The sequence below is a fragment of the Pantoea eucrina genome, assembly GCF_020079945.1.
GTDB classification, from domain to species: domain Bacteria; phylum Pseudomonadota; class Gammaproteobacteria; order Enterobacterales; family Enterobacteriaceae; genus Pantoea; species Pantoea eucrina.
On sequence record NZ_CP083448.1, the window covers coordinates 2,038,359 to 2,050,594 of the forward strand.

Here is a 12,236-nt window from a genome sequence, read left to right on the forward strand (position 1 = left end):
GCGCTCAGCACACCGCCACCCGGACAGTATGCGGCAGCGCCATGAGCGTTTCACCGCAGGTAAAAATGAGATCTGACCGCTGCCGGCCGGGATGCGGATGCTCACGCAGATAAGCGAGCACCGCCGGCGGCAGCTGCGGTGCAACCGCGCGCGTTTCACGCAGCCCGTCGCCGCTGAGACGCAGCGTCAGGCCGCCGTTCAGACCTGGCAGCTCAATAATCAGCGTGCGGTTATGCCCGGCGGCAGCCTGCCGGGCCATCAAAGTAGCGGGATCAGGATTCGCACGGGCGTGACTCAGGGCCAGCGAGGCGTTGCAGGCGGAGACAAGCGGCATGCCGGTACAAAAATGCAGCGTGCTGCGCAGCGCCGCACTGTCAATCTGCGGATCGAGCCACAGCGTATCTGCCCCCTCTTCCCGCGTCAGCAGCAGCGCGCTGGCAGCAGAGGAGAGTTCGCGCTGGCCTGGCATCAGCGGCAGCGACACGATAACGCCTGGCTCGCTTATAGCTTTGTGTACGCGACGGGACGCCTGCTGAGCATCCGCGACGGAATAATGAAAACTGGCCAGTAAAGTCATGGGTCCTCTCCGGATACCGGAATAAACAATAAATAGCCGGGCGCTTTCAGCGCCGTGTCCGGCTGCCCCGCCCGTTTTAATGAACGCTCAGGATGCGCGCAGCAGATGACAGTGCGGTGACGATGGCGTGACGGCGCGATGAATCAGCCGCGGCCAATGAGCAGCTAACGCATCAGGATGATTAATAAGTGCATCTCGCGCCGCGCCGCTCTCCGCCAGGCACAAACCCGTCTTTCTGCTAACTTATTCAATACGGCCGCCTGTTTATATGAAGAAAAATAATGAATTCAATCAGAACATCCCGTCAATTCCGGCACAGTTTTTTGCGTCAGGTGGTCGCGCCGCTGATCGCAATTCTGGTGCTGTCGTTTGCCGGGGCCGGTAGCGGACTTTACTGGGGGACATCCGTGACCAACAGTGAAGCGCGTGAGCAGCAGCAGCGGATGATTGCCGCCTCATTCGACCAGAGCCTCAGCGAGCATTTGCGCCAGCTGCGCAGCCTGACGCGCTGGTCGCCGCTCGCCAGCCACCTGACGCTGCGTGACGCCGACCGGGCGTGGCTGGATCAGAACGTCGGCAGCTGGCTTTATGAGATGTTTGCCCATCAGCTGATTCTGCTGCTGGACAGCAGGCAGCAGCCGGTTGCCGCCTGGCGCAATGGTGAGCCGGTCAGCCTGCAGGCAGTCGGTCCGTGGCTGCGCGATCTGCTCGCCACGCCGCTGGTAGCCAGCGCGGCGGGCGCAGAAGATCGGGCCGATTTTGTGCGCATCGCCGGTCGCGCTGCCGCGCTGGCCGTGGGTGAAATTAGCACGCCTGACACGACAAACCGGTTTAGCCTGGTGAGCGTCGCGTTTCTTGACGACGGCTATCTGCGTCACCTTTCCGATCGCAGCCAGCTGGCGCAGCTGCACTTTAGCAACGCGCCACCCACTGATAAGGAGATGGCTTTCTGGCCCCTCTCATCGCAGAGCGGCCAGCGGGTAGGCTATCTGAGCTGGCAACCCGATAAGCCCGGCGCGCAGATGCTGCGCACGATCGTGCCCTCAACGCTGCTGTCGGTGCTGATTATCACCCTGCTCTGCCTGTTTATGGTACGGCGCATCTGGACCTCCTCGCTCAGCCTGTCGCAGTCGCTGGTCCGGCTGGGTGCCAGCGAGGCGCAGGCGCAGCACCTTGCGTTTCATGACGTGCTGACCGGCCTGCCCAACCGCGCGCTGGTGGAAGATCGCCTGACCCAGGCGCTGGCCGCGGCGCTGCGGCACGATCGCCGCGTGGCGCTGCTGCTGCTCGATCTTGATCGGTTTAAAAATATCAATGACACCTGGGGCCATCACGCCGGCGATGAACTGATCCGCGAAGTGGCGCGGCGCCTGAGCGAGATTGTGCGCACCAGCGATACCGTGGGACGCATCGGCGGCGATGAGTTTATTATCGTGATGCCGGATACGGAGACTATCGGCCAGGTGCATACGCTGGCGCAGCGCATTATCAGCGCGCTCAGCGCTCCTTATCATCTGCTGGGCAATGAGCTGTGGGTTGGCGTCAGTATCGGCCTGGCGCTGGCACCGAAAGATGGCGTGGACCGGCTGGAGCTGATGCGTAAGGCGGATATCGCGCTGTATGACGCCAAAAATCACGGGCGCGGTCAGTTTCGCCAGTTTGAGAAAGCGATGGATGAGTCGCTGCGTACCCGGCAGGAGCTGGCGGCAGAGCTGCGTCAGGCGCTGGTTAATTTTACCGGGCTGGCCGTCTGGTATCAGCCGCTGATGGAGATTAACGGTGAGCGCGTTGTCGGCGTTGAGGCGCTGCTGCGCTGGCACCATCCGACCCGTGGCGATATCTCACCGGCTGACTTTATCGCTATCGCCGAAGAGACCGGGCTGATCCTGCCGCTGGGCGAGTGGGTGCTGCGCGAAGCGTGTAAGACGTCGCTGAAGCTGCCGCAGGTGGTGGTGGCGGTGAACGTTTCACCGGTGCAGTTTCGCAGCAGCGGCTTTGTCTCCCGGCTGCTGGAGATTGTTGCGAGCGAAGGCGCCGATCCGCAGCGCCTGGAGCTGGAGATCACCGAAGGCGTGCTGATTGAGGATGAGCATGCGGCCCGCAGCTCTATCATTGCGCTGCGTGAAGCGGGCTTCCGTATCGCGCTGGATGATTTTGGCACCGGCTACTCCAGCCTTAACTATCTGAGCAGTTTCCCGGTCGATAAGATAAAAATCGACCGTTCTTTTACCCAGTCGCTCGGCGTGGCAGATAACTCAACCGCGATTATTGAATCCGTCGTTCGGCTGGGGCACGCCATGGGCCTGACCGTCACCGCCGAAGGCGTAGAAACCGAAGGACAGATGCACGCCCTCGCCAACGCCGGCTGTAACCAGCTGCAGGGCTATCTGTTCAGCCACGCCGTCCCGCTGACCGAGATTGAAAAAATGGTATAGGAAACGACAGGATAAAACCCCGTAGGGGCGCCATTTATGGCGCCCTGGCAACAATTGGACACGGTACATTAACGACGTCAGGGACGCATAAATGACGCCAGGGACGCATGAATGCGTCCCCTACGACGGAATCAGCGTTTGGGGCGGATAAGCTGACTGGCGGTGTCACCGATAATCTGTGCCACGCCGCGATCGCCTTTAACCATGGAGGCCATAAAGGATTTCGCCTGCTTAAAGGTGATATGCGGCGGCAGCGGTGCGACTTCCGGATCGGTTTTCACCTCCAGCACCACCGGGCGGTTTGCGCTCAGCGCCTGCTGCCAGGCGGCGGCTAACTCATCCGGATTATCCACCACGATCCCCTGCAGGCCAAGACTCTCGGCAAAACGCGCGTAGGGCACATCGGGCAGCTGCTGTGACGCCTCGAAGCGCGGATTGCCTTCCATCACGCGCTGCTCCCAGGTCACCTGATTAAGATCCTGATTGTTAAACACGCAGACGATCAGCCGTGGATCGTCCCACTGCTGCCAGTATTTCTGAATAGTGATCAGCTCAGCCATATTATTCATCTGCATCGCCCCGTCTCCGACCAGCGCCACAACCGGTTTATCGGGATAAGCAAATTTAGCGGCGATAGCGAACGGTACGGCGGCACCCATACAGGCAAGACCGCCGGAGAGCGTGGCGCGCTGCCCCTGCTTCACGCGATAGTCGCGCGCAAACCAGTTGGCACAGGAGCCGGAATCTGAGGTGACAATAGCGTTATCCGGCAGCTGCGGCGACATCTCCCACACTACCCGCTGTGGATTAACCGGATTAGCCGGCGCCAGCGCCCGCTCCTCCATCAGCTGCCACCAGTCGCGCACCTGCAGCGCAATCTGCTCCTGCCAGTGGCGATCGCTTTTGTGCTGCAGCAGCGGGATCAGCGCCCGCAGCGTTTCGGCGCTATCCCCGTGCAGGTTGACTTCACAGGGGTAGCGCAGGCCCAGCATCGCCGGATCGATATCAATCTGTACCGCCCGCACTTTGCCCTCGGCAGGTAAAAACTCGGTCCACGGGAAGCCGGTGCCGATCATCAGCAGCGTGTCGCACTCCTGCATCAGATCCCACGACGGTTTAGTGCCGAGCAGGCCGATTGATCCGGTGACAAACGGCGCATCGTCCGGCAGCACATCTTTACCCAGCAGCGCTTTGGCGACGCCCGCGCCGAGCAGATTCGCAACCTGCACCACTTCCACTGCCGCGCCGCGCGCACCTGCACCGATCAGGATCGCCACCTTGCTGCCGGCATTGAGAACCTCTGCCGCACGCTGCAGATCTGCTTCATACGGCACGATTTTCGGACGCTGATAGCCAGGACCGGAGTGGGTAAAACCGTGCGCGTGCTGCGGTGGCTGCCAGGTTTCATCCTGAATATCTTTCGGCAGGATCAGCACCGCTACGCCGTTCTGCGCTTTCGCAATGCGCACGCCGCGATCGACCAGATGCTGGATCTGCGCCGGTGCGGCCGCTTCCTGAACAAAATTAGCGACATCAGCAAACACACGATCGAGGTTCATCTCCTGCTGATAGCTGGCGCCGCGCGCGGTCACTTCAGCCTGTCCGGCGATCGCCAGCACCGGTGCATGATCCATTTTCGCATCGTAAAGACCAGTCAGCAGGTGGGTAGCGCCCGGCCCGCCGGTGGAGAGGCAGACGCCAAGCTCACCGGTAAATTTGGCGTGGCCGGCAGCCATAAATGCTGCCATCTCTTCATGCCGCACCTGGATAAACTCAATGCCGGCACCCGCTTTATTGGCGCGCTGGATAGCGCCCAGCACGCCGTTGATGCCATCGCCCGGATAGCCATAAATGCGCGTGACGCCCCACGCCTGCAGGCGCTCGACAAAAAAATCGCTGGTTTTTTTACTCATCCCGCTGCTCCCTTAAAGGCTGTTGTCAGCTTTTAAGGGTAGCTGACAGAAACGGGCGTGCAGAGGATCTGCCGGATTATGGCCTGACTGCGCCCGCTGGCTGCCTAACCCAGCGCCGGGGAGACCAGCGCAAAACAGTGCATCTCCTCTGTCGGGCGCCAGGGGGTGCCGTGCACCATAATGTGCGGCGCATCGACCTGCTGCAGACCCAGCGTTGCCAGCCACTCTGCCAGCCCGGCGTCTGGCGTGTCCAGCCGGACAAACTGACCGGTCAGCGTCTGCAGCAGCGCGGCAACGAGCGCCTGCGCCACGGTGCCGTCACGGGCGTTAACCGGGCCGATGGTCCAGCCGCGGCCAAAGCGACGCAGGCTGGCAAAGCCCTGTACTCCCTGCGCATCGCGTGCCAGCACGCTGCCGGGCAGCAACTGCTGCAGCAGACGCGCACGCTGCAGGCCGGTCGCCTGCCAGTCGGGCGTGCAGAGTTCCGCACAGGCTGCGCTGCATGCCGGCTCCAGGCTTACCGCTGGCGGCAGCGCTATAGCGGGAGGCGCGGCTAATGCCGCCGTCTGGTACTGCCATACCTGACCGCACTCCCTGAATCCCAGCTGTGCATAAAGCCCTTTACCCATTTCCGTTGCATGCAGGCGCAGCGTGCAGCCGGCGAAGCGCGTAATCAGCGCCTGCATTAACTTGCGGCCGATACCGCGTCCGCGCGCCTGCTGATCCACCACCACCAGGCCGATGGTGGCTGCGCTGCTTCCCCAGCGCCAGCCAAGCGCGCAGCCGGAGAGTCGTCCCGCCTCCTCCATCACCACGCCTTCACCCAGCGCAATCAGCTGCTGCCAGTCCTCAGGACGGTGTGGCCAGCCCGCCTGCTGCGTCAGGGCATGGCCCGCTGCGGCGTCGGCCGCCGTAATATCACGCAACGTCATGCTCATGCGGTTCTCCCTTAGTGAATGCAGAAGAAGAGTGCCACACCGCTGCCGAGCCTGACAGCCTCAGATCTGAAAATCGAGCGCCGGCTCTTCTTCACTCTCATAGGAGAGCGCCTGTCGCTTGATCTCCTCCAGCGACAAATTAGCGTTGCAGAGCTCCAGAAACTGCCAGACATAGTTGCGCTGCAGCTGTCCGCGCTTCAGACCAAGCCAGACGGTGTTAGCTTCAAACAGGTGACGGGCATCAATCTTGACCAGGTTTTCGCCCTGATAGATATCACACGCCTGATCGGCGAGTACGCCAACACCCAGCCCCAGCTCAACATAGGTTTTCACCACATCAGAATCCTGCGCGCTCAGCACAATATCGGGCCGCAGGCTGGCCGCCTGAAACGCCCGATCCACGCGTGAACGACCGGTGATCCCCTGTCGGTAGGTGATTAACGGCCAGGCGCTCAGGTTTTCAAGCGACACCGGCTGCTGCAGCAGCAGTTCATGCCCGGGCGGCACCAGCAGCGAGTGATGCCAGCTGAACCAGGGGAAAGCCACCAGGCTGGCATGGTTAACCAGCTGTTCGGAGGCGATACCGACATCCGCTTCCCCGGCCAGCAGCATGGCGACAATCTCCTGCGGCGAGCCCTGATTCAGCTCCAGCCGCACGTTGGGATAGAGCTGACGGAACGCTTTGATGACGCGTGGCAGGCTGTAACGCGCCTGCGTATGGGTGGTGGCAATTGTCAGCACGCCGCTGGTCTCGTTGGTAAACACATCGGCCAGACGCCGCACCTTGCCCGCCTCATCGAGAATGCGTTCGGCTATGGTCAGCAGCGCTTTACCCGGCTCCGTCATGCCCAGCAGACGTTTTCCGCGCCGGATAAATATCTCCACGCCCAGCTCATCTTCCAGATCGCGGATATGCCGGCTGACCCCGGACTGCGAGGTAAACAGCGTGTTGGCGACTTCAGTCAGATTGAAGTCGCAGCGGGCGGCTTCCCGTATAATTTTAAGCTGCTGGAAATTCACACCCTCTCTCCCTTCTGGCACGGTTTTCGCCATGGTAGGGAGCAGGCGCCAATACAACAAATAATAAAAAACCGCCTGTTATGCGGTTTAGTAATAAGGAGCGTTGCTGAGATCCCGTGGTTTTCAGCCCACCAGCATCAGCTCGCGATCGGTAACCGCTGGCTTATTCAGCAGCGACAGCAGGATGGTTTTGACCGCCTGCGCCGCAGGTGAGAGCGGCAGCTGCGCAGACATATTCAGCGACAGCGGCAGCGTCAGCGACGGTGAGGTAATGCGCGCCATCCAGGCGTGCGTTGAGCTGACCAGCGCCCGGGCCGCGGATTCAGGCAGCACGGTCACGCCCAGCCCGCTGGAGACCGCGGCGGTCAGGGTGGCGATCGATTCAATTTCGCCGATGATGCGCGCGCTCAGGCGGCGCAGCGAAAACGCTTCGTCTACCCGCTTGCGCACCGCGCTGTAGTCGCGCGGCAGGAACAGGTTCATCTGCGCCACATCGGCCAGATCCACAGCCGATCCCGGACAGGCGGTGGCGCCGACCAGATAGAGCTCCTCTTTCAGCAGCGGCAGACTGGTTACACCCGCCGCCGGCGAGCGATCGTAGAGCACGGCCATATCGAGCTGACCGTTCAGCACTTTATCATTTAGCGAACTGCCGCTGTTTTCATGCAGATACACCAGCACGTCCGGATATTGCTCGCGCACGGTCTGCAGCAGCGGCATGGTCAGAGAAGAGGCGGCCGTGCCGGGTGCGAGACCAATAGAAACCTGTCCGCTCAGCGTCTGGCCCGCTTTGCTGACGGCGGCCTGAGCCTGTTCACACTGGCGCAATATAGTGCGGGCGTGCGCATAGAGGATTTTACCCGCGTCGGTGGGCGTTACGCCGCGCTTGGTGCGGATCAGCAGCTGCTGATCCAGCTCGCTCTCCAGCGTCGCCACCTGCTGACTGAGCGCCGGTTGCGCAATGTGCAGCACTTCGGCGGCGCGGGTCAGGCTGCCGATATCGACGATGTTCACAAAATATTTCAGCCGTCTTAAGTTCATGTTGCCTCCGTCAATCCGGTTAACCCCTGAAGGGCGCGTAGCCTGCTGGCCGATAAACAGAGTTTTGCAATAAGCAGGCCAGTTATTTCATCGCGGAAAAAAACGGCGGGCAGTGGTAATTAAGAGACTGGAAAATAAGCTTTTGTGATTACCTGAAAGGAAACAGAGCGTGCTGATGCCGCAGCGGGCGGGTAAAGCGGAGGATGGCATGCACTCTGCTGGTGCAAAACCTGCAAGGCAGACGTGCAAAAAAGTGATGACGGAGAGGTGGTAGCGTCCCGTGCCGCCTCCGGCCTGACCCCGTTTATGCCGGGGTCAGCCGTGTCGCAGAGCGAGGTGACTCAGCGTTTTTTGCGGTTGCGATGCATATCAATGGAAACCGCAGCCACAATGATCATGCCTTTGATGATGTCCTGTACATAGGCGTCCACGCCCACGAAGGTAAAGCCGCTTTTGATAAGTCCCAGGATCACGGCGCCGATCAGCGTGCCGGTGATACGCCCCACGCCACCCATCAGGCTGCTGCCGCCGATAACCGCTGCGGCGATAGCATCCAGCTCATACGCCATCCCCATGCTTGACTGGCCGCTGCTGACGCGTGCTGCCAGTACGACGCCTGCCAGGCCCGAGAGCGCGCCGGCGATGGTGTAGACAATGATCAGATACTTGTTAACGTTGATGCCGGACACTTTAGCTGACGTCATGTTGCCGCCAATCGCATAGACATATTTGCCGTAGCGGGTATGTTTCAGCGCGATGTGGAACAGGAACGCCACCACCAGGAAGATGATAACCGGCATGGCGCCCTGACCAATCGAGGTAAAGCCGTCTGACAGAAAGCTGATCGGATTACCCTGCGTATAGTACTGCGCCAGACCGCGCGCGGACACCATCATCCCCAGCGTGGCGATAAAGGGCGGAATACCGGTGCGGGTGATCAGCACGCCGTTGATGACGCCGCACAGCAGCCCGACGCCAATACCGGCGCCGATAGGGATAGCCGCAGGCAGGTTAACCAGCGAGGGAAACATCGGCGACAGGCTTTCTGAGGTTTGCGCCAGGCTTGCCGCCACCACCGCCGTCAGGGCGATAACGGAGCCGGAGGAGAGATCGATACCGGTGGTGATAATGACCTGCGTAACGCCGACCGCGATAATACCGATGATGGCGACCTGCAGCACAATCAGAACTAAACGGTTGGTGTTGAGCAGAAAAGACTGGTCGCGTACGTACCAGCCGGCAATTTCAAAGATCAGCGCAATGCCTAACATCACCACAAAAATGCCGGTATCTTTCGGCAGCTTGTGGCGCAGATTACTGAAGAAGGAGCTTTGTTCAGTGGCCTGCGGGGCCGTAGCTTTTACATTATTCATAGGGATCTCAAGCCTCACTCAGATGCCAGCGACAAAATGGTTTCCTGATCGGCCTCTTCTTTACTGAGGATGCCGGTTATGCGCCCGCCGTGCATCACCATGATGCGGTCACTCATGCCGAGAATTTCCGGCAGCTCAGAGGAGACCATGATGATAGCGACGCCGCGATTAGCGAGTTCGCTGATCAGGCGGTAGATCTCTGCTTTGGCTCCCACATCGATGCCGCGGGTCGGTTCGTCCAGAATCAGGATCTTCGGCTGTGCCAGCAGCCAGCGCGCAATCAGCACTTTCTGCTGGTTACCGCCGCTGAGGTTATTGATGATCTGATCCATGGTCGGGGTTTTGATATTGAGCTTGCGGATCTGCTCCATACAGTCCTGCGCCATTTTCACATGGCTGACAAAGCCGCTTTTGCCGGTGTAACCGGGCATGTTAACGATGCTCATGTTCTCCATTACTGAGAGAACCAGAAACAGCCCTGACTTCTTGCGATCCTCAGTCAGAAACGCCATGCCTTTCTCGATGGCCGTGGAGGGCGAATCGATGCTGACCGGCACGCCGTCAATCAGCACTTCACCGCTGTCGTAGCTCTCCATGCCAAACAGGCTCTCCATCACCTCACTGCGCCCTGCGCCCACCAGCCCGGCCACGCCCAGAATTTCTCCCCTGCGCACGCTGAAGCTGATATCGCTAAAGCGCTCTTTGCTGCTCAGGCCGCGCACCGTCAGCACATCGTCGCCGATGGTGCCGTTGAATTTAGGGAACAGCTGGGTCAGCTCACGCCCTACCATCTGGGTGATCAGCGACTGCCGCGTAAACGCGCTGGTATCGTTGCTGCCGACCCAGGTGCCGTCGCGGAAGATGCTGATCTCATCGGTAATGGTAAAAATCTCATCCATCTTATGGCTGATATAGATAATCGCCTTGCCCTGCGCCCGCAGGTCGCGAATGATAGTGAACAGGTGCGCCACTTCAGTTTCGGTCAGCGCGGAGGTGGGTTCATCCATGATCACCACGTCAGAGTTCCACGATACCGCTTTGGCAATCTCCACCATCTGCTGCGCCGCAATGCTCAGCTCGCCCACCATGCGATCCGCTTTGAGGCGAATATTGAGTTTGTTGAGCAACTCCTGCGTCTGGCGGTTTAGCAGGGCGTGATCGACGAAGCCAAACTTCATCGGTTCACGCCCGAGCCAGATGTTCTCCGCCACGGTCATATGCGGCACCAGGTTCAGCTCCTGATGGATCATCGAGATGCCGGAACGCAGCGCGTCCATGGTGTCCTGAAACTGCACGGGTTCCCCTTTGATGCGAATAGTGCCCTTATCGGGACGGTAAATCCCGATAAGGCATTTCATCAGCGTGGATTTGCCTGCGCCATTCTCGCCCATCAGGGCATGTACCGACCCCGGCCTGATTCGCAGTGAGACGTTATCGAGCGCCTTCACTCCGGGGAAGAACTTGCTGATGCCTTCGGCTTCAAGCGCAAAAGCGGTCATACATCACCTCCATACGGCTTAAGGGGAGAGCGGTTATTTCTGGTTACGATTCTCAAACTGCGCCATGTTCTCTTTGGTGATCAGCTGGTAAGGGATGTTGATCACTTTCTCAACTTTCTCCCCTTTTGCGAGGCTCACCGCAGCCCGCACTGCGCCTGCACCCTGCCCGCTGGCATCCTGGAAAACCGTGGCGACCATTTTGCCGTTTTTCAGCATCTGCAGCGCATCCGGGGTGCCATCCACGCCGGCGATCAGGATATGGTTCGGGTTTTTACCCAGCGCCTGCAGTGCGCCAATCGCCATTTCATCGTTGTTAGAGGCGATAGCCTGGATGTCATCGCCGGCGGTCATCCAGTTGCTGACCACATCCACCGCGTCGTTACGGGTGAATTTTGCGGTCTGTTTCTGCACCACTTTGATATCGGGATATTTCGCGACCACCGCTTCCACCCCTTTGGTGCGGTCGCGCGTTGATTCGTTCGCTAAATCGCCCATCAGGATCGCCACATTGCCTTTGCCGTTCATCGCTTTAGCCAGCGCTTCCATCTGCAGGCGACCCGCCAGCTCGGAGTCTGAGCCGACATACGCCATCTTGTCCGTGAGTTCACCGGCAGGTTTACGGTTAACGAAGATCAGCGGAATGTTGGCTTTTTTCGCCGCGTCCATAATCGGTTTCACGGCGTTGGTATCCACCGGGTTGACGATGATGGCGTCCACGCCCTGTCCGATAAAGTTCTGTACCTGCTGCAGCTGCTGTGACACATCCCCTTTGGCATCTTCCAGCTGGCCTTTTACGTTATCTTTCTGCATCTCTTTCTGCATGGCCGTGCGCAGAATGGTCAGGAAATTGTCGTCAAACAGCGCCATTGAGACGCCAACCTGCAGATCTTTCGCCATAACCGCAGCGGGCAACATGCAGGCCAACAGGGAAGTGACTAACGCTTTTTTAAATTTCATAGGGCACCTTCTACCTTCTTATTGTTGGTTAACGCACGCACAGCATGATGCATCAGGTAAATGAAAAAAATTTTTTGCCTTTGCGCACCGCGGCTGGCGTTATTTATGGGTACAGATTTTGGATAGTTGCACTTTTCGCGCTGAAGCCAGCTGATGTTGTTCTGAAGAACGCGCTCCTTATCAACAGGTTAATTTTGCTGTCACCGCCGCCGGGTAAAAAATAGTTTCCGGCGTGATGATAAGCAGTTCATTTGTTTCATACTTGCTTCATATGAAATTTTCATCATAAAAGCACTGAAACAGTTGTTTTAAAATCAGCAAACCGCAAAAATTTGACACGCCTCTAACATCTCAGCGGAAATGCCTCTGAAGTGAGATCCTGTTGGCAGTTTGCTTTGCCACCATATCAGGCAGAAAAGCAGCAGAATGGTGCTTTTGCGCGCACTTAAACCAAAAGTGTGCAGTACGGCTTTGACAAGCGGG

General features: G+C 59.1%; 9 protein-coding genes. 1 reads left to right on the forward strand and 8 read right to left on the reverse strand.

Features of this window, described 5'->3' with window-relative positions:
- Positions 1-4: 4 nt before the first annotated feature.
- On the reverse strand, positions 5-577 hold the full coding sequence (locus LAC65_RS09660) for a phosphonate C-P lyase system protein PhnH (RefSeq protein WP_039385249.1): 573 nt from the start codon (positions 575-577) through the stop codon (positions 5-7).
- Positions 578-858: 281 nt separating this feature from the next.
- On the opposite strand from LAC65_RS09660, the gene LAC65_RS09665 reads away from it, so the two are divergent.
- Positions 859-3,012, forward strand: coding sequence for a putative bifunctional diguanylate cyclase/phosphodiesterase (locus LAC65_RS09665; protein WP_420852407.1), 2,154 nt, complete (start codon positions 859-861; stop codon positions 3,010-3,012).
- Positions 3,013-3,143: 131 nt separating this feature from the next.
- Here the strand turns inward: LAC65_RS09665 and LAC65_RS09670 are convergent, their stop codons facing one another.
- From LAC65_RS09670 to LAC65_RS09700, 7 genes are all read right to left on the reverse strand, one after another.
- Positions 3,144-4,925, reverse strand: a complete 1,782-nt coding sequence (locus tag LAC65_RS09670; RefSeq protein ID WP_039385251.1) for a thiamine pyrophosphate-requiring protein — start codon at positions 4,923-4,925, stop codon at positions 3,144-3,146.
- A 104-nt stretch (positions 4,926-5,029) separates the two neighbouring features.
- Positions 5,030-5,863 carry a GNAT family N-acetyltransferase gene (locus tag LAC65_RS09675; protein WP_039385252.1) on the reverse strand — a complete coding sequence of 278 codons (834 nt, stop codon included), beginning with the start codon at positions 5,861-5,863 and terminating at the stop codon, positions 5,030-5,032.
- Between the two features lie 60 nt (positions 5,864-5,923).
- On the reverse strand, positions 5,924-6,883 hold the full coding sequence (gene cbl, locus LAC65_RS09680) for an HTH-type transcriptional regulator Cbl (RefSeq protein ID WP_224144709.1): 960 nt from the start codon (positions 6,881-6,883) through the stop codon (positions 5,924-5,926).
- A 123-nt stretch (positions 6,884-7,006) separates the two neighbouring features.
- On the reverse strand, positions 7,007-7,924 hold the full coding sequence (nac, locus tag LAC65_RS09685) for a nitrogen assimilation transcriptional regulator NAC (protein WP_039385258.1): 918 nt from the start codon (positions 7,922-7,924) through the stop codon (positions 7,007-7,009).
- Between the two features lie 341 nt (positions 7,925-8,265).
- Positions 8,266-9,297 (reverse strand): ABC transporter permease, encoded by a 1,032-nt coding sequence (locus LAC65_RS09690; protein WP_039385261.1) that lies wholly within the window; start codon positions 9,295-9,297, stop codon positions 8,266-8,268.
- 14 nt (positions 9,298-9,311) lie between these two features.
- On the reverse strand, positions 9,312-10,796 hold the full coding sequence (locus tag LAC65_RS09695) for a sugar ABC transporter ATP-binding protein (RefSeq protein ID WP_039385263.1): 1,485 nt from the start codon (positions 10,794-10,796) through the stop codon (positions 9,312-9,314).
- Between the two features lie 33 nt (positions 10,797-10,829).
- Positions 10,830-11,753, reverse strand: a complete 924-nt coding sequence (locus LAC65_RS09700; RefSeq protein WP_039385265.1) for a sugar ABC transporter substrate-binding protein — start codon at positions 11,751-11,753, stop codon at positions 10,830-10,832.
- Positions 11,754-12,236 lie beyond the last annotated feature (483 nt).